Annotated in this window: 18 protein-coding genes and 1 tRNA gene; 11 read left to right on the forward strand and 8 right to left on the reverse strand. The window is 44.3% G+C overall.

The features are described 5' to 3' along the window. Positions 1-66 precede the first annotated feature (66 nt). On the forward strand, positions 67-2949 hold the full coding sequence (gene gcvP, locus IM676_RS02230; protein WP_225880492.1) for an aminomethyl-transferring glycine dehydrogenase: 2883 nt from the start codon (positions 67-69) through the stop codon (positions 2947-2949). 108 nt (positions 2950-3057) lie between these two features. On the opposite strand, the gene IM676_RS02235 is transcribed toward gcvP, so the two are convergent. The 5 genes from IM676_RS02235 to IM676_RS02255 form a co-directional block, all read right to left on the reverse strand. Beyond that, on the reverse strand, positions 3058-3180 hold the full coding sequence (locus IM676_RS02235) for a DUF29 family protein (RefSeq protein ID WP_200990046.1): 123 nt from the start codon (positions 3178-3180) through the stop codon (positions 3058-3060). A 2-nt stretch (positions 3181-3182) separates the two neighbouring features. Continuing rightward, positions 3183-4715 carry an Eco57I restriction-modification methylase domain-containing protein gene (locus IM676_RS02240; RefSeq protein ID WP_200988785.1) on the reverse strand — a complete coding sequence of 511 codons (1533 nt, stop codon included), beginning with the start codon at positions 4713-4715 and terminating at the stop codon, positions 3183-3185. After that, positions 4712-5674 carry a XamI family restriction endonuclease gene (locus IM676_RS02245; RefSeq protein ID WP_200988786.1) on the reverse strand — a complete coding sequence of 321 codons (963 nt, stop codon included), beginning with the start codon at positions 5672-5674 and terminating at the stop codon, positions 4712-4714. The genes IM676_RS02240 and IM676_RS02245 overlap by 4 nt, the downstream gene beginning before the upstream one ends. 225 nt (positions 5675-5899) lie before the next feature. Further along, the gene (locus IM676_RS02250) at positions 5900-6328 is read right to left on the reverse strand and encodes a DUF29 domain-containing protein (RefSeq protein ID WP_200988787.1); all 429 of its coding nucleotides are present in this window, start codon (positions 6326-6328) and stop codon (positions 5900-5902) included. Positions 6329-6543: 215 nt separating this feature from the next. Then, positions 6544-6617 (reverse strand) — tRNA-Pro (locus tag IM676_RS02255). A 126-nt stretch (positions 6618-6743) separates the two neighbouring features. On the opposite strand from IM676_RS02255, the gene lipA reads away from it, so the two are divergent. From lipA to IM676_RS02275, 4 genes are all read left to right on the forward strand, one after another. Then, on the forward strand, positions 6744-7646 hold the full coding sequence (gene lipA / locus IM676_RS02260) for a lipoyl synthase (protein ID WP_200988788.1): 903 nt from the start codon (positions 6744-6746) through the stop codon (positions 7644-7646). A 12-nt stretch (positions 7647-7658) separates the two neighbouring features. Then, positions 7659-8585: an NAD(P)H-dependent glycerol-3-phosphate dehydrogenase gene (locus IM676_RS02265; protein ID WP_200990047.1), complete on the forward strand. Its 927-nt coding sequence runs from the start codon at positions 7659-7661 to the stop codon at positions 8583-8585. Between the two features lie 425 nt (positions 8586-9010). Further along, positions 9011-10258 carry an RNA polymerase sigma factor SigC gene (gene sigC / locus IM676_RS02270; protein ID WP_200988789.1) on the forward strand — a complete coding sequence of 416 codons (1248 nt, stop codon included), beginning with the start codon at positions 9011-9013 and terminating at the stop codon, positions 10256-10258. A 230-nt stretch (positions 10259-10488) separates the two neighbouring features. Further along, entirely contained in the window at positions 10489-10944 is a 456-nt protein-coding gene (locus IM676_RS02275) for a Fur family transcriptional regulator (protein ID WP_200988790.1), read from the forward strand. Between the two features lie 12 nt (positions 10945-10956). Here IM676_RS02275 and IM676_RS02280 read toward each other — a convergent pair whose 3' ends face one another. Together IM676_RS02280 and cobN are read right to left on the reverse strand one after the other, a co-directional pair. Continuing rightward, complete coding sequence (locus tag IM676_RS02280; RefSeq protein WP_200988791.1) at positions 10957-12171, reverse strand: peptidoglycan-binding domain-containing protein; 1215 nt, start codon at positions 12169-12171, stop codon at positions 10957-10959. Between the two features lie 15 nt (positions 12172-12186). Further along, entirely contained in the window at positions 12187-15918 is a 3732-nt protein-coding gene (gene cobN, locus IM676_RS02285) for a cobaltochelatase subunit CobN (protein WP_200988792.1), read from the reverse strand. A 136-nt stretch (positions 15919-16054) separates the two neighbouring features. Here cobN and IM676_RS02290 point away from each other — a divergent pair, with 136 nt between their 5' ends. From IM676_RS02290 to IM676_RS02315, 5 genes are all read left to right on the forward strand, one after another. Further along, positions 16055-17950, forward strand: coding sequence for a GAF domain-containing sensor histidine kinase (locus tag IM676_RS02290; RefSeq protein WP_200988793.1), 1896 nt, complete (start codon positions 16055-16057; stop codon positions 17948-17950). A gap of 22 nt (positions 17951-17972) precedes the next feature. Continuing rightward, positions 17973-19460 (forward strand): hydroxysqualene dehydroxylase, encoded by a 1488-nt coding sequence (locus tag IM676_RS02295; protein WP_200988794.1) that lies wholly within the window; start codon positions 17973-17975, stop codon positions 19458-19460. Between the two features lie 650 nt (positions 19461-20110). Then, complete coding sequence (locus tag IM676_RS02305) at positions 20111-20539, forward strand: hypothetical protein (RefSeq protein WP_200988796.1); 429 nt, start codon at positions 20111-20113, stop codon at positions 20537-20539. Positions 20540-20620: 81 nt separating this feature from the next. After that, positions 20621-20875 carry a type II toxin-antitoxin system Phd/YefM family antitoxin gene (locus IM676_RS02310; RefSeq protein WP_200988797.1) on the forward strand — a complete coding sequence of 85 codons (255 nt, stop codon included), beginning with the start codon at positions 20621-20623 and terminating at the stop codon, positions 20873-20875. Then, a complete protein-coding gene (locus IM676_RS02315) occupies positions 20868-21128 on the forward strand; it encodes a Txe/YoeB family addiction module toxin (protein ID WP_200988798.1) in 261 nt (86 codons plus the stop codon). The genes IM676_RS02310 and IM676_RS02315 overlap by 8 nt, the downstream gene beginning before the upstream one ends. A gap of 122 nt (positions 21129-21250) precedes the next feature. Here IM676_RS02315 and IM676_RS20170 read toward each other — a convergent pair whose 3' ends face one another. Continuing rightward, positions 21251-21523 (reverse strand): transposase, encoded by a 273-nt coding sequence (locus IM676_RS20170; RefSeq protein WP_200988799.1) that lies wholly within the window; start codon positions 21521-21523, stop codon positions 21251-21253. A gap of 903 nt (positions 21524-22426) precedes the next feature. On the opposite strand from IM676_RS20170, the gene IM676_RS02325 reads away from it, so the two are divergent. Further along, positions 22427-24079 carry an Ig-like domain-containing protein gene (locus tag IM676_RS02325; RefSeq protein WP_200988800.1) on the forward strand — a complete coding sequence of 551 codons (1653 nt, stop codon included), beginning with the start codon at positions 22427-22429 and terminating at the stop codon, positions 24077-24079. Positions 24080-24193 lie beyond the last annotated feature (114 nt).

The following is a 24193-nucleotide window of genomic DNA, read 5'->3' on the forward strand; positions in this document are numbered from 1 at the left end:
GGAGCTCAACTTGTGGTAAGTTACCCACCTATTCCCCAATCCAGCCATGAACCAATAATTAGTGAAATAACTAGTAAAATAACTAGTGAAATAACTAGTCAAAGCACTCCACAGTTAACTAATTTCCCAGAACGCCACATTGGCCCCGACTCCCAAGAAATCCAACAAATGCTTGAGGTATTGGGTTTAGAAACTCTGGATTCACTGATTGATCACACAGTACCCCCAGGTATTCGCCTACAAAAAAAGCTCAAATTACCACCAGCCCAAAGTGAATATAGCGCCCTGAATAAATTAAAACAAATTGCTGCTAAAAATCAGGTGTGCCGTTCATACATCGGTACTGGATATTACGACTGTATCACCCCCCCGGTGATTCAGCGCAATATTCTAGAAAATCCCGGTTGGTATACAGCTTACACCCCCTATCAGCCAGAAATCGCCCAGGGACGACTGGAAGCCCTGCTGAATTTCCAGACCATGATTATTGACCTCACAGGGTTAGAAATTGCTAACGCTTCCTTACTGGATGAAGCGACCGCAGCAGCAGAAGCCATGAGTCTGAGTTATGGGGTGTGCAAAAATCAAGCCCATGCTTATTTTGTCTCTGATAACTGTCATCCCCAAACTATCGAGGTTTTGAAAACTCGTGCTCAACCCTTGGGGATTGAAATCATTATCGGTGATCATCGCCAAGATTTTACCCAAGGGATTTTTGGGGCTGTTCTCCAATATCCTGCTACTGATGGCACGATTTACGACTACCGCGCTTTTATTGAAAAAGCCCATGCTCAGGGTGCATTGGTGACGGTAGTAGCAGACCCCTTAAGTTTAACTTTATTGACACCGCCCGGAGAATTGGGCGCTGATATTGCAGTGGGTAGTACTCAACGTTTCGGTATTCCTCTGGGGTTTGGGGGACCCCATGCGGCATACTTCGCTACCAAAGAACAGTATAAGCGCCAGGTTCCAGGGCGAATAGTGGGAGTATCAAAAGATGCTCACGGTCATCCCGCATTACGTCTGGCTTTACAAACCCGGGAACAGCATATAAGGCGGGAAAAAGCTACTAGTAATATCTGTACTGCCCAGGTGTTATTGGCAGTCATGGCCAGTATGTATGCTGTATATCATGGTGGAGATGGTATTAAAAACATTGCCTGTAACATTCACCAGTTAACTGTGATTTTAGCTGCAGGACTCAAGCGGCTGGGTTACAGGATTAGTTCTGAATATTTCTTTGATACCCTGCGCGTAGAGTTAGCCACACAATCCATTACACCAATTCTGCAAGCTTGTCAAGAAAGAAAGATTAATCTGCGGGTTTTTGATCCTACATCTGTGGGTATTTCCCTAGATGAAACTACTACCCCAGAAGATTTAATTGATCTGTGGCAGATTTTCGCTCTGACCGATGACCTACCCTTTACTATAGAAGAATTAACTTCTGACTCCCGTTCTCATCTCTTACTGGAGCGCACCAGCAGTTATCTGACTCATCCGGTGTTTAACCGCTATCATTCCGAAACTGAGTTATTACGTTATCTGCATCAGCTGGAAACCAAGGATTTATCTTTAACTACATCCATGATTCCCTTGGGTTCCTGTACCATGAAACTGAATGCTACCGCAGAGATGATCCCCGTTAGTTGGGAGGAGTTCGCTAAGATTCATCCCTTCGCGCCGGTTTCCCAAACCCGCGGTTATCAAATCCTCTTTCAGCAACTGGAAAGCTGGTTGGCGGAAATTACAGGGTTTGCGGGAATTTCTTTACAACCTAATGCCGGTTCTCAGGGAGAGTATACAGGACTTTTGGTAATTCGTCAATATCACCACAGTCGCGGCGAAGGACACCGTAATATTTGTTTAATTCCTGAGTCCGCCCATGGAACTAATCCCGCCAGTGCGGTGATGTGTGGGATGAAGGTGATCCCAGTTGCTTGTGATGCTGTGGGTAATATTGACCTAGATGATTTGCAAACCAAGGCCGCTAAACACAGCCATCAACTGGCGGCTTTAATGGTCACCTATCCTTCCACCCATGGTGTGTTTGAGGAAGGGATTCAGGAAATCTGCGCTCTTGTTCACCATCACGGTGGACAAGTGTATATGGATGGGGCGAATATGAATGCCCAAGTGGGTATTTGTCGCCCTGGAGATATTGGGGCAGATGTCTGTCATTTAAATCTGCATAAAACTTTCTGTATTCCTCATGGTGGCGGTGGCCCTGGTATGGGACCGATTGGTGTGGCTCAACATCTTGTTCCTTTCCTCCCTGGACACCCGGTTATACCCTCTGGAGATACTCAAATTGGGGCGGTGGCTGCTGCGCCCTGGGGTAGTGCTAGTATTTTAGTTATCTCTTGGATGTACATTACTATGATGGGGTCTGAGGGTTTGACCCAGGCGACTAAGGTGGCAATTCTCAATGCAAATTATATTGCCCACCGCTTAAAGTCTTACTATCCGGTGCTGTATAAGGGCAAAAATGATTTTGTCGCCCATGAGTGTATTTTAGATTTACGGGGGGTGAAAAAGTCGGCGCACATCGAAGTTGATGATATCGCCAAGCGCCTGATTGATTATGGTTTCCATGCGCCTACTGTGTCTTGGCCTGTGGCGGGTACTATGATGGTGGAACCCACAGAAAGCGAATCTCGCGCAGAGTTAGACCGGTTCTGTGAAGCGTTGATTGCTATCCGGGGAGAAATATCTGCTATTGAATCTGGTCAGATGGATCTGCAAGATAATCTGCTCAAAAATGCACCCCATACCGCTCACAGTTTGATTGCGGGAGCTTGGAGTCATGGCTATTCCCGTGAACAAGCTGCTTACCCTGCGCCCTGGACTCGTGAATATAAGTTCTGGCCTAGTGTGGGGAGAGTTGACTCGGCTTTTGGCGATCGCCATTTTGTTTGTGCTTGTCTACCTATGGATGCTTATCAGTAAGATCATGGGTGGTTAATCACCGCTCCTGACTCTCATATCCCCGACTTCTATTCACATTCATGGCTACTGCATAAAATGACACTGAGAAGTCGGGGATATCTCCATAATTTACTGTGGTAAAAATTCAGGGGATAAAATCTCTGTGAGCTTGTAGGGACAGGTTTCGGGAAATGATGATAATCCCGTTTCTCTTTCGGCGCTAATGGTAGCTAGAGGATAAACATCTTCTATGGCTACAGTGACATTAGGTTGAAGACTAGAACATTAGCCAATTCCTTTGGCTCCAGCTTATACAGTCCACCTCCGTACAAGCGACCCTCTCCCATTAGCATTTCATCAGAAATCTCATTCAAAGCTTGCCACACTTGCTTTATTTTTTCCGAATTTTGTGAAAGTGCTTTATCCAGGATAGGTTTAGGATACAACATCAAGTAAACGTTAGTAGCCGTTGCTTGGGAGTGATTGAGAATAAAGCGAAAGGGACTGCCTCTTTTAGTATCTTGACGACCCATATAGGTACAGAGGAATGGGGAGGGTGAACGATTCTCCTGTGAATACCAGGGAGAGCGATGTCTGCACAAATAGCGATCGCTAATTCCATTCTCTACTCCCATCTGGAGATATTGCCAAAGCATTGGATACTTTGCTTTCACCTCAGATAAAGGCAAATGGCAGTCAAGCAAAAATAGCTGCTGTTCTAAAATGGGATTACCCACGTTATCAGCTTCAATTTCATCAACTAATAAATAGCGGGGACTAGGTAGAATCGGCTTGAAGAAATCTGTAGGAAGTTGATACGCAGTAACTTGCTGCTTTGTGAGGACAAAGAAATTATTAGCTCCCGTAGCTAGCCCCCGTTTGATAGTAAATAAATCTTTTAGCTGAAATTGCTGAAAATTGTCGCCTATTTTATTTGAGACATTTCCAATCTTTATCCACTTGGTTTGATCACATAACACCTCTACAGAAATATGCTGACTTTCGTCAGGTTCTGTCAGACTACCGCCATAGCTGAACTCAACATGATGGTTAGCTGGTGGCAAAGCTTTCTTAAACCAAACAATGGCACTAGATACTAATGCATCTTCAAATTGGATATCATTTGGATGAAACCGATGAACGCGCAGCAATGTAACCTGATTTAAGAGATACTCCTTAACTTGCTGCCCGTAATTTACGTCCATAAATCCACTGGGGATTAGCCAACCAGCCAAGCAATTCTCAGCCATCCATGCATCCGAAATACCCAAAAAATGGCAGTAAAGGCTAGCTAATTTGCTGAGTTTTATTCCTGTGATCTGAAAAGTTTTACTTTGTAATCGCTGCTTTTCAATTCGGCTCAAATGATGATGTCGTACATAAGGTGGATTGCAAATGAGTAAGTTCGCTTTTTTATCATCACAGTTTGGTAGTGTTGCTTGGGTAAAGTCAGCAATATTCAACTTTAGTGGCGTGTTACGCCAAATTGAAATCGCTTCTAATCCGTAGTGTGCATCAATTTCGTAACCTACTGCTTCTGCAATTTGTGATAGAGGAAATACCTGTAATAATGCCGAGTAGAAAGAACCTGTGCCAAAGGCAGGGTCAAGAAAACGGACTTTGAGATGTGCTGGAAATAACTCAAATGCATATTTCAAAATGTCGGATGCCAAATCTGTTGGTGTGGCAAACTGTCCGAGTTTGTTACGCTCGATTTGGGTTTTGGCTTCATCTAGTTGTGATTGACGCAACGCCCTGGTTTGTTCTGTAGCTTTCGTTATATTCATATTCCAAATAATGCTAGGTCGTCGATGCGATGTTCCCATAACCAGTCAATTCCTTCAGCAGCTTCATAGCCCAAGTAGCCGCTATCAAAATAACCGCAAAGGAACAGGACAAAACGAACTTGATTACCGTAATTACTCTTTAATTGCGCGATTTTAACTGCTTCCTCTTTGCGTCGTTTGTTGGGATTGGTAAAATCCCCAGCTGATTTAGCTTCAATAAGTAGAGGTAAATCACCAAGTGTAGACTGGAGCGGCATAATCACAGCGTCAATGGGGAGATTGACCTGTTTGCTGCCAGACTGCAAGTTGACTGGAATATTGAGTCGAAATGAGAAAGTCCCTAGCTGCATTGTCTCAAATCTCAATCCGGCTCCTCCCCTTACGTAAGTGTAGCCCCGCTCCTCCAAGTGTTGCTTGATTGTGGTAAGCTGTCTTTGCTCTTGAGCGTTGCGAATTATTGGATCAGCCAGCGCACCACAAAATCGGTCGGCAACAATTGTTGCTGCCCTGTGGATTTGTGTCTCAGTCGGTTCTAGCATTGTATCCAACCAAGGGAAGATGTCTTTATCAATGAGCCGTGCAATTACTTGAGCGATTTTTTCCAGTTCGGCATCCACAATTGTACTATTCATCTTTGGTGGAATGCGCTGACCAACTTCCATATTTTTTATCAGGTTGGGCGGCACACCAGCTAGTCCGATCAGGCGATCGCGGGCAATGGGTGGTGCTGTTGCCATCCGCAGTATAGGGAGAAGCGATGGCTGTTGGCGTAACACCGCAGGCGTGATGTTGGTCAGATTGGCTGTCCAAACCAATGCGGATTCAACCTGTTGCGCTGTAGAAATGCGAGTATCCCGGTAAGCTCTGGGAGCAAATTGCATGAACCAACTGTTGTAAAAGTCTACCGACTGGGCAATATCTTGCTTCCACAGGTGCGGTTTATCAGCATTTACTGGCACTAAATCACCTCAATTTAGTTTAGAATTTCGTCTTGGCGTAAATTCGTAAATTAGTAAATTTATATTTTCACCTTGCTGCCATTTTACCCATACAGCCATGAGAAAATCTACTCAGTTTCTGGTATTTGCTCAACTATAAGATGTGGGATCTGCACTTCGGCTCAAGCTCAGTGCAGCAGCGCTAGTGCGATCGCTCCTAGGGCAAATATCTTCGACTCCTATAATTTACTGTGGTAAAAATTCAGGGGATAAAATCTCTGTGAGTTTGTAGGGACAGGTTTCGGGAAATGATGATAATCCCGTTTCTCTTTCGGCGCTAATGGTAGCTAGAGGATAAACATCTTCTATGGCTACAGTGACATTAGGTTGAAGACTAGGGTTTTTTTCCAGGAGTTTTTCTAAACGTAGCCGTTGCTCTTTAATGGTTAGTTGCCAACTGCGAGAGCGTAAGCTAGGCTGAAATTGCCATTTTAAAAGGTGGATAATTAAAATTTCTAATCTACTTTCTAATTGTCGTTTTTCTGAGCGTCCCATGTCTTCTATTTCTTCGGCAATATTTTGCCAATCGACCTGATCAAGTTGTCCTGTTTTTAACAGGTTTACTTGTTCTTGTGTCCAAGCATAAAAATCATGGTCATGGGTGCTGGAGTTCATAGGTTATGCTGCATTTCCAGGTTTAGGGCGGCCTCGAATTTAGGTGGGTTGAAAGGCGCACTTAGTTTGGGATTGTTCCTAACTGAAGCAATAAAAATAAATAAAAGCTATCATTGTAATAGCTTTCAAAGCCAATACACCGTGATGACTAGGTAGTTGGGCAACCCGGTCAAATAATTTGGCAACGTACATTTAATTTGAGAATGTACAAAAAATCGGGATGACTGGATTCGAACCAGCGGCCCCTTCGTCCCGAACGAAGTGCGCTACCAAGCTGCGCTACATCCCGCCACCAAACACCAAACGATTATATCATAATAGTACAACTTTGTTGATATATAATCAATATCTCACCCTAACTCATTGAGCTACCCTTTGCTAGGATGAGATTTGTATAACTTCATAAAGGCAGATTGTGACTGTTAAACCAGACTGGTTGCGAGTAAAAGCGCCTCAATGGCAGCGCGTTGGTAACGTTAAAGAAATTTTGCGGGATTTAGCGCTTAACACAGTTTGTGAAGAAGCGTCATGTCCTAATATTGGTGAGTGCTTTCAAGCTGGTACAGCCACATTTTTAATTATGGGTCCAGCTTGTACCCGCGCCTGTCCTTACTGTGATATTGACTTTGAGAAAAAACCCCAACCTCTAGACCCCACAGAACCAGGACGACTAGCAGCAGCTGTGGAGCGGATGAAGTTAAATCATGTGGTGATTACTTCGGTCAACCGTGATGATTTACCTGATGGTGGTGCTTCTCAGTTTGTGCAGTGTATTCAAGCAGTGCGGGAACTCTCACCTCAAACCACAATTGAGGTATTAATTCCTGACTTGTGCGGTAATTGGAAGGCTTTAGAAGTGATTTTACAAGCCTCGCCAGAGGTACTCAACCACAACACAGAAACGGTAGAGCGGTTATACCGCCGGGTACGTCCCCAGGGAAACTACCGACGGAGTTTAGAATTACTGGGGCGATCGCGGCAAATAGCCCCCCAAGTATACACCAAATCTGGGATTATGGTGGGGCTGGGTGAAACTGATGGGGAAGTCCGCCAAGTCATGGCAGACTTACGCAGTGTAGATTGTGATATTTTGACCATTGGGCAATATCTCCAACCCAGTCAAAAACACTTGCAAGTTAATAACTTTATCAGCCCAGAACAATTTGCAGCTTGGCAGGTATTCGGTGCAGAAATCGGATTTTTACAAGTTGTTTCTTCACCCTTGACAAGAAGCTCATATCATGCAGAACAAGTCAGAGAACTAATGCAACGCTACCCCCGTCAGGTCGGTGTAGAGTCCTTAAGTAATTTTCAGTGATTATCAACAGTGGTGCAAAAAACTACCATAGGTATACTGGGTGCAGGGGCTTGGGCTATGGCCTTAGCCAACTTAGCCACCGCCAACGGCCATGAGGTGCGTATCTGGTCACGTGGGGGAAAAGTAAGTTTATCAGCAGTTTTACAAAATGCCGACATCATCTTGTCGGCTATCTCCATGACAGGGGTGAGTGAGATAGTCTGTCAAATTCAATTCCTCCCCCTGTCAGGTAAAACCATTTTTGTCACAGCCACCAAAGGACTAGATCCCCAAACTACCTGTACACCCTCGCAAATTTGGCAAGGAGCATTCCCTGATCATCCAGTGGTGGTTTTATCGGGGCCAAACCTGTCGGCAGAAATTCGCCAATCCTTACCAGCAGCGACGGTGGTGGCTAGCCAGAACCAGAAAGCGGCGGAATTTGTACAACAGGTATTTTCTTCTAGTCGTTTCCGGGTATATACTAATCCTGATCCCATAGGAGTGGAACTAGGGGGAACATTAAAAAATATTATGGCGATCGCCGCTGGTGTATGTGATGGTCTACATCTGGGAAGCAACGCTAAGGCGGCTTTAGTCACTCGTGGACTTACGGAAATGGTTCGCATTGGCCAAAGTTGGGGTGCAAAGACGGAAACATTTTATGGTTTATCCGGTCTAGGAGATTTGTTAGCCACTTGCAACAGTCCCTTGAGTCGTAATTACCAAGTTGGTTACCAGATGGCCGGGGGGAAAACACTAGTAGAAGTTCTGGAAAATTTACCAGGAACAGCCGAAGGTGTGAATACTTGTCAAGTGTTAATCAAACGAGCCAAGGAGGATAATATTGCAGTCCCGATTACAGAACAAGTTTATGGCTTACTGCAAGGTAAAGTCACACCGCGACAAGCATTAGAGGAACTAATGCTACGAGATATCAAATCAGAGTACAACTGTTAATCCGACCTAGGATGACAAACTATTACCTGTATTGATTCCTCAATAATCCCTAGAAAAAAAAATCCTAAATTGTCAGGATATTCTTTCGCCCCCATGTATATATCACTATAGCCTAGGTAAACATATTTTTCAGTCACATATGTATATAGAAATTACCCAGATCACCCTGAATATATATCCGGTGTTAACACCCGCAGTCAAATATTCCATGTTCATTTAAAGCCTAGATATTTTGAATAGCTATTGGTTCAATTTCAACACTCAACCGATACATCGGTAAGAGTGTGAAAAATATCAGTGTGTTTTCTGGATCAGACACTTAACTTAAACCTCCTCCAGATTAGTTCATCTTGAATCACGCAATAGCACCAGTTCATTAGTTGCACCATTATCTATTGTTACCTGGAGCCATTGAGACTACCCTTATGCCAGCAATATCTTTTTATGCAGATGAGGCTTCCCACACTAAGAAGTCTGTCGAGAGTTTGAACACAGAACTGATTATTGATGATGACTTATCAGCGGATGATATCCAAGAGTTACAAGTAGCAGCAACTGACCCTGCTAACTTGGGGGGGAATACTAACCGTAGGAGTACAGACCTAGTACGTTTATATCTTCAGGAAATTGGGCGAGTACAGCTTCTAGGGCGGGATCAAGAAGTTTCAGAAGCCCAAAAAGTCCAACGCTACTTGCGGATGCGGACTGTACTGGCTCAGGCGGCGCAGCAAGGGGATCAAGTGATTGTGCCATTTCTCAAGTTAATTGAGGTTCAGGAGCGTCTGACATCTGAACTGGGACACCGCCCATCTTTAGAAAGGTGGGCTAGCACTGCGGGGATGAGCCTACCGGATCTCAAGCCCACCTTAGTAAGTGGTAAACGTCGCTGGGCAGAAATTGCCGAGTTAACAGTAGAAGACCTGGAAAAAATCAAATCCCAAGGACTACAGGCCAAAGAACACATGATCAAGGCCAACTTGCGCTTGGTAGTCTCCGTGGCCAAAAAGTATCAAAATCGGGGTTTAGAATTATTGGATCTAGTCCAAGAAGGAACTTTAGGCTTAGAAAGAGCTGTAGAGAAATTTGACCCCACTAAGGGATATCGCTTTAGTACATACGCCTATTGGTGGATTCGTCAAGGAATTACAAGAGCGATCGCCACTTATAGCCGGACAATTCGCTTACCTGTTCATATTACAGAAAAGCTGAACAAAATCAAAAAAGCGCAACGGAAAATTTCCCAAGAAAAAGGTCGTACTCCCACCTTGGAAGACCTAGCCATTGAGTTAGAAATGACACCAAACCAAGTCAGGGAAGTGTTACTCAAGGTACCACGTTCCGTGTCCATGGAAACCAAAGTAGGTAAAGATAAAGACACCGAGTTAGGGGAATTATTGGAAACCGACGGTGTTACCCCAGAAGAAATGTTAGTGCGAGAATCTTTACAAAGAGACTTGCATACTCTGCTGGGAGATTTAACTAGCCGTGAACGTGATGTCATACTGATGCGCTTTGGTTTAGCCGATGGTCATCCTTACTCCTTAGCCGAAATTGGGCGCGCTCTGGATTTATCCAGAGAAAGAGTACGTCAAATCGAATCCAAAGCCTTGCAAAAGCTGCGCCAACCTAAACGGCGCAACCTGATTCGGGATTATTTGGAATCCTTAAGTTAGGGTCAGGGAAAAGCCGAAATCACTGGTATTAAATATAACAGATAATCCGTGATGTCCGGCTGCTAGATTCCACAACCACACCAATCTAACAGCCGCTTTCTCCGACTCCAGATTTCCCCGGAGTTTTTTGACTAATTTATAATTTTTAGCAATAAGAAATATTTGTTGCAAATTAATCCCACAATTTGTTATATTCTCAACTAATAAGCTTTGTTGAGAAAAGAATTCATATGACTGTTTACACATCTTCTTCACTCAAGGCCGAACTAAATGACAAGGGTTGGCGTTTAACACCGCAACGGGAAACGATTCTACACATTTTCCAAGAACTTCCCCAAGGTGAACATCTCAGTGCTGAGGATCTTTATCATCGACTGGAAAGTGAGGGTCAAGGAATCAGCCTTTCAACTGTCTATCGAACCTTGAAATTGATGGCACGCATGGGGATCTTGCGGGAACTAGAATTGGGAGAAGGACATAAGCATTACGAAATTAACCAACCCTCTCCCCATCATCACCACCATTTAATCTGTGTTAAATGCAACGCGACCATCGAGTTTAAAAACGACTCAATTTTAAAAATAGGTTCAAAAACCGCTCAGAAAGAAGGATTTCACCTCCTGGACTGTCAAATGACAATTCATGCAGTCTGTCCTAAATGCCAACGGTCTATCACCCCTTTGTAGGCAGCATATCAACTAAAAGTGTCGGCTAGTAATATCAGCTAGACTGATGCCATAAAATCTTTGCGCTTGCTGAATAGCCCGTTGAGTCTCATCCCCCATAATCCCGTTAAGCTGGCCTCGATAGAAACCCTGTTCTTGTAGTCGCCTTTGAATCTCTAACACACTGAAATTACCCGGCTTACCAGTGTTAATCAAGCTATATAACTTAGCTCTGGTAGTTGGTCCAGCAATTCCACTGACGGCTAGGTAATTATCGCCTTGAAACCTGCGGACAGCATCAACAGTACTCGGACCAAAATACCCTGTGGGTGCTCCATTGAGATATCCCGCTGCGATCAAATGTTGTTGCAGCACTCTCACAGCTTCACCGCGATGACCCATTCTCAGGTTGTCTGAATTAGCCGTCTGTCTGGGAGGGTTTGCTACTCCTCCACCAACGCCCACAGGTGGCAATTTTCTTAGTGTGGCTGGGCCAACAATGCCATCAGCATCTAATTTAGAAGCTCTTTGGAATTGTTTGACAGCTTCTTCCGTCACCGGACCAAAGACCCCCGTGGCGTTACCAGAATAGAAACCTGCAACTCGCAGCTTTTCCTGTAGAACCCTGACATCTTCGCCCTGGTCACCTCTTTGCAACAATTGGGGATGAGCGCGTTGAGTGGAAGTTTTCGCAGTAGTCACTGTTGGGGTCTTGGGTGTGGAAGTTCCCGCTTTGTCAAATGGTGTACTAGCACTAGTCAGACCTGGAAGAACTTCCGCATTATTACCGTTGATCGTAGGAACTACTACGCCAGAAACACTGGCTGTGGAAGCTGACTGACTCACTGGTTGTGTGAGCAATTGCTCTAATTTTTGCCGTGTCTGTACTCCCACAATCCCATTAACTACTAAACCCTGAGCTGCTTGAAAACGCCGTACAGCATCTTCTGTGGAAAAATCATATACTTGTGTGATCTGCTCTCGATAAAAGCCTGCTTGTTGTAATTGTCCTTGCAGGCTGGCTACCGAAGGACCTTGATCACCTCGTTGGAGCGCGAAAGCACTGCTGATAGAACTCAGAATAGATACAGCAACGAATAGGGGTAACAAGTGCTTCCAGGCTCCACCAGAAAAACTTTTCCAGTCTGGGGCGGGTGCTTTGAGCAATAAGACCCTCAAGGATACTAATTCACTAGATGTACTGTTTTCGTGGGCATCAGCTAAATATAAATATGCAAGATTGTCCATCTCATGTCTCCCGATTTATTGTTCTTCGATAGTGGCTTCAGCTTGATGTACGAGATTGCGCAAGTGATCTAATGTCTTGCTGTTTACATCCTGCCATAAACCGCGCTGGTGTGCTTCTAATAATTTCTCGGCAATATCACGCATTGCCCAAGGATTTTTATCTTGGATAAAATTACAGACTAGCGGATCTAGTAAATAGGCTTGTGTAATACCCTCATACATATGGTCTTCCACACATTGGGCTGTGGCATCATAGGCAAATAAATAATCTACCGTCGCCGCCATTTCAAACGCACCTTTGTAACCATGGCGCATCATTCCTGAAATCCATTTGGGGTTAACTACACGGGAACGATACACCCGGGCAATTTCCGCTCTCAGGGTGCGCACTCTGGGTTGAGCCGGATGGGAATTGTCACCAAAATAAGTTTGCGGGTTGTTTCCTTGTAGCGATCGCACGGCTGCTGTTAAACCCCCTTGAAATTGGTAATAATCGTCAGAGTCGAGTAAGTCGTGTTCCCGGTTATCTTGGTTGTGTAAAACAATTTGCATTTTTTGCAGGCGTTGCTCAAAGGCTTGTGCTGCACAAATGCCGAGCAATTCCCCTTGAGTATCGGGGGAACTACCACTAGTGTAAGCGTAGCAACTCCAGTTAATATAAGCACGAGCTAAATCTTGATCATCAGTCCAGTTTTGTGAGGACATCAGCCCTTGGAGACCTGCACCATAAGCACCAGGTTGAGAACCAAACACCCGGTATTGCGATCGCACTCTCGCTGATTCCACAGTTAACCCTTGTTCCATCCACCACTGAGTATCTTGTTCGACTTGTGCCGCCAGGGGGTTAAACTCCGGCGGTTCATTGAGGGCGGCCACCGCGTTCACAGCAGCACCGAATAAGTCAATTAAATTGGGGAAAGCATCCCGGAAAAATCCCGAAATTCTCAAGGTGACATCCACACGGGGACGACCCAAAATGCTCAAAGGTAAAATTTCAAAATCCACCACACGCCGCGCCGCACCGTCCCAAACAGGACGCACACCCAGTAAAGCTAAAGCTTCGGCGATATCATCACCCCCGGTGCGCATAGTTGCAGTACCCCACAAAGATAAACCCAAGGTTTGGGGATATTCGCCGTTTTCTTGGGTGTAGCATTCAATGACATTTTCTGCGGCTTTTCTCCCCACATCCCAGGCGGTTTCTGTGGGAATGGCGCGAATATCCACAGAATAAAAGTTTCTCCCGGTGGGTAAAACCTCTGGCCGTCCCCGTGTGGGTGCGCCTGAGGGTGCGCTGGGGATATACTCACCATTGAGTCCCCGTAGTAAGTTGGTAATTTCGCCGTGGGTTTGTTGTAAGGCGGGGATTAGTTGGGTTTGAATCCAGTTAAGAGGGGGGGATGAGACGGGGGAACCATTCAGGAGTTCTTCTACTAATTGGGCGGCGTGTATTTCCAGAATCTCTACAGCATCGCCGACGGTGCGACAGGTTTGTGGGGTGATGCTGGCTAAAATTTGCTGATCAAGTTCTGATAGGGGAGTGTGAAAATCTCCAGTTAGGGGGTCAAAGTCTAGTCCCCATTCTGTGGCTAGGTGACGGGTGATACCTATGGAGTAGGGGTTAGGGATGCGGGCGATCGCGACTATTAAATCTCGTAGTTGTCGCCCTTGGGGACATTGGCCAAAAATATGTAACCCATCGCGGATTTGTGCTTCTTTGAGTTCACACAGATAACCACCAATAAAGTTTAAAATTACCGATTCAAATTTTAAAATATCCCTTTGATCAGCAATGCCTAATTCTTGGTGGAGATTTTCTTGAATCACTAATTCACATATGCGATCGCGAATTGACGGTAAACGTCCCGGATCTAAACTTTCCGCCTCATAGTATTCATCTACCAAATTTTCTAACTGTTGCAGTGCTCCATAAAGTTCCGCCCTAGTCATGGGGGGAGTGAGGTGGTCTAAAATTACCGCTTGGGCCCGTCGTTTAGCTTGAGAACCCTCACCGGGGTCATTGACAATAAAGGGGTAAAAATGGGGAACTGGGCCAAAAGCCACTTCCGGATAACAATGACTGGATAAGGCCACACTTTTACCGGGTAACCATTCTAAGTTCCCATGTTTGCCCACATGAACCACCGCATCAGCTTGGAAAATTTCCCGCACCCAATAATAAAAGGCTAAATAACCATGAGTTGGTACTAGGTCTGGTGCATGATAGTTTAAACTGGGGTCAATGTCATAACCCCGCGGGGGTTGAATCCCTACAAATATGTTACCCAGTTGGATTCCTGAAATGGGGAAATCATCAGCACATCCCCATCTTTGGGTGATTTCTTGCTGTACAGTTATGGGTAAAGTGGCAAAATATTTTTGATAGTCTTCACGGTCTACACTTTGGAGGACAGGGCGAAAATCTCTACCTTCCGGGTCATTTGTGACTCCACTAGTTAGGCTGTCGATTAATTCATCTCCATTTCTGGGGGCATTCTCTACCACATAACCGGCATTTTGTAAAGCCTTAATTATTTCTATGCAACTGGCGGGGGTGTCCAGTCCCACCCCATTAGCTAATCTGCCGTTGCGATTGGGGTAATTTGCCAAAATCAGGGCAATGCGGCGCTTGTGCGGTGCCTGGGAGCGGAGGTTTACCCAGTTGGCTGCTAGTTGAGCCACAAATTCAATGCGATCGCTGACTGGCTCATAAACCATCACATCTGTTTCTAAGTCAGGGTGGCGCTTTTGGATAGTTTTAAAAGATACAGCCCGAGTAATGATCCGCCCATCTACCTCTGGGAGAGCGACATTCATGGCCATATCCCGGGGGGAAAGTCCTTGTAATTGTGATTCCCACTGCTCCACACCACCACCACTGAGGATAACTTGTAAGACTGGCACATTCAAGTTTTGCCAAAAATCCAGCTGGGGTGCTTCTGCTTCCAAGCGGGCTAGGGAAAAACTGGTAGTATTTAGCAGTACCCCCAGTTCCCTACCTTGACCACTGAATAACTCCCTTAATTCTGCTTGAACATCAGGATCACGCAATGAGGAAACAAACACCGGGACAGGTTGTAAATTACGTTGCGCTAGGGCTGTACACAAGGCATCAATTACTTTAGTATTACCAGATAAATAATGAGCGCGGTAGAACAGAATGCCTACTTTGGCTATTGCTGATTCCCTAGTCTCCATTCCCCAGTTATACAAGCCGACACGGGGGACTGCTAGGGGTGGTGAGGGTTGGAAGGAAGTATGAAGACAGGTATCACAGATAAACTCAAAAGCGTTAACAATATTTTCCACTCCCCCCTCCCGAAAATACTGTAATACTTGATTAACAGCAGTTAAAGGTAAATTAGATTGGGAAATTAATTCTGGGTCTAGACCATCATCACCAGGTATTACAATAAGAGTTGTACCTTGACGTTTGACAATATCTTGCACTACTTCTAAACCATAGGCCCAATAGGAACGTCCTCCTAACAAACGTAAAATAATCACTTGGGCAAATTCTAAAACTTCCTCTGCATAGGAATCTATACTGATTTCTTGCTGTAACTGCAACAGGCTAGCAACCCTGATGGCTGGGAAGTTTGGTGGTAATTGAGTTACCGCTGCTGCTAGGGTTTGAATGTCAGTATCAGCGGCAGTAATAAATACCAAAGGAGCGGGAGATTGTTCAATCAAAACTAACCCTTCTGACTGATTCCATCCCCCCGGTGTGGCGCTGATACGATGCATAATTTTCTATTACTCCCTTAAACTGTTGAATATAACACTGTTTTTGTGGTGTCCATTACCCCCGTTAAATAGTATTAATCAACTCTCAAAGAGATTTTCCTCTGTTCCCCGTGCCAATTCTTACCAGACCCTAAAAATGCTTAGTTCTCCTGATTTGAGTTTTTGTCGAAACTTACCCTTAGTTGTATTTAATCAGCTTGGGGAATTGTTACAGCAGATGGCTCAAGTCATCGGAACTGCTGCACGGGTAGTAACTGATGCAATCTTGGTGACAATTTCTACGCCGGGAGAGTGGCAAAATCGGAGATTTACCGTGGTAGTATCCGATAAATTTAGCGTCCTTTTAGTAGGGAATTTGACTGCTTATCAGCCTGATAACTACACAGTATATAATACTAGTCTGACATTTAATTCCCAGGCGATCGCTTTATTTGTCTCCCAAGTAGGGGAATTATTTGATGGAGATTCCCGCACACACCAAAATCTGGAACGCTATCGAGAGCTAGTTAAACCTAATGATGCTCAGATCCAAACCCAATTTACACTATTATTATTAGAGTATCTGTGTGTACAACCATCTGAAAAAAATACACAAAGTCTCTGCGCCAACTCCCCAGATGTTAATGCTTGTCAGCCTGTAGAAGAGGCTTTAAGAAAACAAATTGCCCAAGAGCGACTGTTAAATCAGGTCACCACCCAGATTCGCAAAAGCCTAGACTTACCTGTAATCATGGCGACCGCCATTAGTATGGTACGGGAGTTTTTAGAACTAGATAGATTAGTAATCTATAAATTTCAGAGTGGTAGAGTCAAGGGTGACAATTTGAATCAGGTAGACCTAGAGGAGGTAACAGGGGGTTGTATTGTCTATGAACAGCGGGCAGAAAGAGCTATTTCATCAGTATTATATTATCGGGAAGATGACTGCTGGCTAGAAAACTCCACCTGTTTGGAAAAGTATCGCCAGGGGTTTACCTTGGTGGTTGATGATGTGGAACAAACTTATGTCCTAGAAGAATGTTTATTGAACTTGCTACGAAAATGCCAAGTTAGGGCTAAGTTAGTAGCACCAATCATATTTGAACAGAATCTCTGGGGTCTACTAATCGCCCATCAATGTCACACCCCACGGGAGTGGAGCGAAAGTGATAAAAATTTACTCACTTCCATAGCCGAACAACTAGCCATTGCGATTCATCAAGCTGAGTTAATGCAATCTTTGCAAACAGCGGCCCACATTCTCACCCTAGAAAAACAAAGTTTAGAACAACGGGTAATTGAGCGGACAACGGCTTTACGGGAAGCTTTAATGGCTGCGGAAGCTGCTAGTCGCCTCAGAAGCGAATTCCTAGCTACCATCAGCCATGAATTACTCACGCCTTTAACTTATGTGATTGGGATGTCTTCTACTTTGTTACGTTGGCCTCTAGGAGAACTGAGTCAACGCCAACGAGATTACCTGCAAACCATCCATGATAGTGGAGAACATTTATTAGAGCTGATTAATGACATCCTGGATATATCGCAAATTGAAGCCGGTAAAACTGTCTTAAATATAACAGAGTTTTCTTTAACCCATACAGCGCAAACATCCCTAGAGTCATTATCAGAAAAGGCTCATAGCAAACAAGTTAGTTTACAGCTAGATTTACAAATCGATCCCCAACGGAATATCTTTACTGCTGATGTTAAACGAGTAGAACAAATTCTCTGGAATTTATTAACCAATGCCATTAAGTTTACCCCCGGGGGTGGTAATGTCATCTTGCGGGTCTGGGTAGAAGATCATACTGCTGTTTTTCAAATTGAAGACACCGGAATTGGTATTCCCGAAGAACAATTACCGGTGATGTTTGAGAAATTTCAACAACTAGATACACCCTATCGCCGGCGCTACGAAGGTACTGGGTTGGGTTTGGCTCTGACTAAACAACTTGTAGAACTCCATCGCGGCCGAATTGAAGTAGAATCTACTGTAGGTGTTGGTTCAATTTTCACAGTATGGATACCAGCCCAGCAACAACGCAATTAATCGGGACTGGGGGAAGAAAAAGATGACAGCAGGGTTACCAAGCAAACGTGTAATAGTAGTTGGTGCTGGTTGGGCGGGTTTGGGTGCTACCTACCAATTGGCAAAACAAGGGTATGATGTTACACTTTTAGAAGCTGGAGCATATCCTGGGGGTTTAGTTGCCGGTTGGAAAACCACCGCTGGGAAATCTGTAGAAGCAGGAATTCACGGCTTTTGGTATCCTTACAGAAATATTTTTGCTCTGATTAATGAGTTAAAAATTAATCCCTTCACTACCTGGACTCGTTCGGCGCAATATTCCCCAGCAGGGTTAGAAGTTGAATCCCCAATTTTTCAAAATTTACCACGGCTCCCGACGCCTTTGGGTACTTTTATTTACACTCAGTTTCAGAGATTACCCTTGGCTGACCGCCTGAGTGCCTTACCTTTACTTTATTCTCTCATAGATTTTGACAATTCCGACCAGGCTTGGCGGCGTTATGATTTTGTCACAGCGCGGGAATTGTTTAAAGATTTTGGCGTTTCAGCTCGACTTTATCAAGAGGCTTTTGAACCCATGTTATTGGTGGGTTTATTTGCTCCCGGTGAACAGTGTTCCGCTGCTGCTACACTGGGAATGCTGTACTTTTTTATCCTCGCCCATCAAGCTGATTTTGATGTGGTTTGGTGTCGGGGAACGGTGGGGGAAAAAATCTTTCGCCCCTGGGTGGAACAAATTACCCAAGCTGGGGGAAAGGTCTTAGCCCAGCATCCTGTAACTGATATAGTTATAGATAGTCAGAATCGCGCCCGCGGTGTGGTGTGCGGTGATCAGGTGTTTGATGCAGATGCTGTGATTTTTGCTGTGGGTGTAACAGGGATGAAAAAAATTGTCGCCCATAGTCCCAGTTTACAAAGCCGCCCTGAATTTCGGAATTTAAATAATTTAGGCGCTATTGACGTTTTAGCTACCCGGTTATGGTTTGACCGTAAGGTTAATGTCCCCCGTGCTTCTAATGCTTGCTTTGGTTTTGATGACACCACGGGATGGACGTTTTTTGATTTAAATGCTTTACATGATGAGTATCAGCAGGAACCGGGAACAGTCATAGAAGCTGATTTTTATCATGCTAATCAGTTTCTGCCCATGAGTGATGCAGATATTGTGAATATAGTCAAGGGGTATTTGACAACTTGTGTCCCCGGATTTGGGGAGGCTAAAGTTGTTGATAGTAGTGTCATTCGCTTACCCAATGCGGTTACCCATTTTGCTCCGGGTAGTTATCGTCATATGTTACCCGCTCAGACGAGTTTTGAGAATGTATTTATGAGTGGTGATTGGATTATCAATCGTCACGGTTCTTGGTCCCAGGAAAAGGCTTATGTTACAGGTTTAGAAGCTGCAAATTTGGTGATTTCTTATTTGGGTCAGGGTCAACCTGCCGAGATTATACCTGTAGAAGAGGACGAACCACACATCAAAATGGCGCGATCGCTTCACAAGACTGTGCGGGGTTGGGGTTGGGGTTGACGGTTGACGGTTGACGGTTGACGGTTGACGGTTGACGGTTGACTGGTCAGAAGCAGGAGCCAGGGGTTTTTCGCCCCTGTCTGATAGCGATAGCGTGGCGTTAGCCATAAGCTCAAGTCGGATAAATCCGACTCGAATAGATTACCCAGTTACCCCCGAATTACTGTAATATTTCTCCCTTGGGGACTCAGGACTATTTCGGTGGTAGTGCGATCGCTGATGGGGGGTAAATTCGGGCGACGGTCAAAATATTACTAACGATTCTGTATCTAAATTTCATTATTCATTAATTATTCAGTTTTTTGGATGATTGACGCTGCATAGCGATCGCTTAGTTATGGTAGTAGGGACAGAGCTACTGAAAAATCAGTATTAATAAGGATTGCATGTGTATTATAAGGAACGTATTGTACGAGATGACTAATGAGAATCTGTAAACTATTTCATCTTCAACAACAGCTTAAAACTGGGTTTTTGCCATAAAATTAACCGGATTTCTGTGGCGAATCTTGCTAATTAAATACTAGCGGAGCGGCGCGTTAGCGCGGGTAAATTCATTGGAGTCCCCGTGAGGCAAGAATCCCCCGGCTTCTAGCCGTGGGGAGTGTCAAATAAATCGTCAGGGACATACAATCTCTCTGCTGCAAGCTTTGACAGATTTGATATCGGAATTTGATAGCGGTATTGAGGTGAATGTTGATAATACTAGTCCGTCTGTATTACGGTTGGAAGAACAAATAACAGAACTCCAATCCCACCTTGCTGCTCAAGGTTTAGGTGTGGAAACTAAGTTACAAGCTATGGCTCAACAGTTAGATAAGTTAGAACGGGTGATTGCCTCTGGGCGGATTAATTCCAAAGGGCGCAGACAAGTATATGCACACCAAGCCCCGCTTGAGTTACAACCCAGAACAAATATCAGTCTGGCTCAAAGACTCGGTATTAGTTCCCAAACTCTGATTAATGAAAGAGAACGCAAAAGCACTAAGGAATTTATTTCCTATACACGTCACCGCGACCCGATGAGCATGGGATGGCAATTTTCTCCTGAAGATGGTCTTTATTATCCCCTGAGTTGATACTCAGCGGTTAGTCTGGGGATTGTACAATTTGCCCAAACCCGCTATACTTGTACAGTAAACAGTACAGGTTCTCCCCAAATGAAAATTATCTCTTTTAGCGAGGCCAGAAATAGTCTAAAAACGGTCTTAGACCAGGTGACAGAAGATGCCGACTATACAATTATCACCAGACGGGATGCTGATGATGCGGTGGTGATGTCCCTGGAGTTTTTTAATAGTCTCATGGAGACTGTGTATTTATTGAAGTCTCCGGCAAATGCAGCCCATTTAGAACGTTCCATTACTCAATTTAAGCAGGGGAAAGTGGTGCAGCGAGATTTGTTAAATGAGTAGAATGTTAGCTTGGACTGATGAGGCTTGGGGTAATTATCTTTACTGGCAAGGGCAAGATAAAAAGACTCTCATAAGAATCAATAAGTTGATTGAGGACACGATGCGGATGCCTTTTGAGGGTATCGGTAAGCCAGAGCCTCTCAAGGAAAATTTAGCCGGATTTTGGTCACGGCGGATTGATGATACAAATCGTTTAGTTTATGCTGTTGATGATGTTTATATAACTATTATTTCTTGCCGATATCATTATTAATTTAGCAATAAATTAAGTCATTTTTATCATGATTATGATTTTTAAACATAGGTGTATATTTTAAAGATGCTTGATTATGATTCCTGAAGGTTGGAAAGTTGTAAATACAGCACTTTGCGCGACTAACTGGTACAGTAGCAGCAGTGAGAAAAATAGTTTTGGAGTTGCTGGCTTGAGCATAAAAGGACTCCTAGTGACAAGAGTTGTACTAGTGCCAAAATATTTTTCAGTGAAAACTTACTGATAAATGCTTTGAGTTGCCACCAGAGATGTTCTATGGGGTTAAATTCAGGTGAATACGGTGATAAATAAACTATCCTTGCGCCTACAGACTCGATCATTTCAATAATTCCCTTCATCTTAAAGCGCTGCTGTAAGCAGATCGGATAACACATACTCAAATACTCAGATACCTAAATACTTGATATTCCCTAAATCTGGTACATTAGTAGAATCAGGGGTAAAGACAAGATGCGCGTAAAATTTATCGCGACGTAAAGTTTTGTAAAGAAATCCAATTGAAAGCATTAATTTTAGTATCGTCAGTACTGTTGTAATGCACCAGTCAACTATTGCCGAAGTTCAATCAAAAAAGCTGAAATAGTGACTCTAACATTTTGAACCTCGGCCACTTGCTGTATAAGGGTTTCGGGAGTTTTGTTAGTATGCTAAAGTCCATTTAGCCGTTAGGTTTATTGAACCATGGCTAACGCCACGCTATCGCTATCGGAAACAGCCTCTAGACTTCTTACAGGGTTTAAAATGTAAGGGTTTCCACTCGCTGGGGACAGTAATTGAATGGAAACATTTTAGCTTAGATTGTAGCTTGGGTGGGTTACGCGATCGCTTCACAAGACTGTGCGGGGTTGGGGTTGGGGTTGACGGTTGACTGCTGACTGCTGACTGGTCAAAAGCAGGAGCCAGGGGTTAAAAACCCCTGTCTCAAAGCTAAAGTCGGATAAATCCGACTGGAATAGATTACCCAGCTACCCCGGAATTTAGGTTTTTGCCATAAAATTAACCGGATTTCTGTGGCGAATCTTGCTAATTAAATACTAGTGGGAGTATTAACAGTTTTTATTCCCTAGTTATCGTTCCATCATCCTGATATTGAACGAGATTCTTGACGTCACGGTAGTCGCCCTGTCTAAGAACAAAGATATTTAAGCTATTGGTGTCACTCTACCCGAACTTCACTCTGCTATCGATATCCTTTGATATCTAGTTGATTTGATGTTTGTCTTCATAGTTTCGTCAGTGTAACTGTCTATTTAACCTTGTCTTGAGAAGTAATTTCTATGTCACAATCACCGACGATTAGTATCACCAGTCAGGCAGTAGATGCCTTTCCCAGTGGAAATAGTAACTATGGATTTCGGGTTCGTTACACCTTCACCTTCAGTGAACCTGTCACCGGCTTCACCGCTGAAGATATCACGGTTACCAATGGTACTAAGGGAGCATTTACAACAGTCAGCCCCACGAAATACCAATTGTTAGTAACCACTAATGTACTTGACCGTGATGCCCCTGGTGAAACAGGGTTAGAAGTTTCTGTGCGAGCAGGAGCCGCCTTTAATGTTAATGGAAATCCCAACAGTCCGGCTTCATTGATAGCACCATTAGCCCCGGTAATTAACTTGGTAGCGGCAGATGACAAAGTTAACAGACAAGAAAGGCTTGATGGTTTTAATATCACTGGTACTGGTACACCAGGGGCAGAAATTATGCTCCGGTTCGACAGTGAGCCTAATAGTAAGAGACCCGGGAAACAAGCTACTGTAGGGTCTGATGGCACATGGTCAATTCCTATTACCGCTGATGATGTTCAAGGTTTTGACCCTGGTGAAGAAGGCATCTTTGTCTATCAAAACTTGAATAGAAATGTTAGCCCTCAGAGAAGTAGATTTATCGAGGTTGATACTCTTGCTATCGACAATATAGGCGCTAATATAGGCGGTGCTACTGGTCTACAAAGTCCACAAAGTCCACAAAGTCCACAAAGTAGTGTAACTATCATCGATATCACCGACCCCAACACCGGAACACCTCTACAGGAAACCTTTGATACTGTCTTTAGATTCTCTGTAACGGGTTCAACCCCATCATCTCAGGATCTGCAGATTGTCTTTGGGGACGGTAGAACTCAAAGTATTCTCACTACTCCCGGTAGTGCTTCAGGTCTACCTTTTTTTGGTAGGGAGTCTATCCTTGACGACCTACAGTCATTCCCAATCAGGGTTTCCCCTGAAAATGGTAATATGATGAGGTTCCAATTGCGAGATTTAGCCAATGGCACTATTACCCCCTTAACCATTAGTGGTGTTACAGGGAATAATTTTACTCTGACTGGTGGTAACTTGAAGATTGTTGCTAGTAGTCTGGGCAGTGCGGATAGTATAGAAATCTTAACCAAGAAAATTGAAGTCAATGGTGAGCAACTGGAAGCTATTAACCTGGGTAACCTCGACACTTCTAGAGTGACTGGGGACAGAATCACTGTGAAGGTGGATACTACCCTGTACCGGGAAGCTGCTTTTGATAATCTAGTGGGCTTCTACTTGGCAGACAAAACTACAGGGGCAGTGGTTGACAGGCTAACTGGTGACAGTATAGCTGGACTAGGCGATCGCAATGCATATCTGAGTGCGGTGCGTAACAATGCGGTGCTGACTCGCAGCGTTACCAATAACCAAATTATAGACTTAAGCAGCACCTTTCAAGTCAATTCTAGTCTTGACTTGTCAGACTATGTCCTGCTACCATTCTTAGTCGCGAATGGTGACCTCAACTCAGTGAGACCTGACTTTAGTAACCTATTTGTCGCCGGTAATAGCAACCAGATCCGCTTGTTGGGTAACAATGTCTTCGGCTTTGAGGACATATCCGGCGGCGGTGACTTCGACTTTGATGATGTAGTCGTCCAGTTTCGAGGACTAAGCGTGGTATAAACTCGCAATTCGTGAGGGAAGGTCTACGCATACCTGTTTTGAGGTAAACGTAAACATAGTACTCATGGGGATGTAGAAACCCATCTGACTACGTTGAAAATGGGGTAGTTCATT

Origin of the sequence: Anabaenopsis elenkinii CCIBt3563 (assembly GCF_015245355.1) — a bacterium.
In the GTDB taxonomy this organism is placed as follows: Bacteria; Cyanobacteriota; Cyanobacteriia; order Cyanobacteriales; family Nostocaceae; genus Anabaenopsis; species Anabaenopsis elenkinii.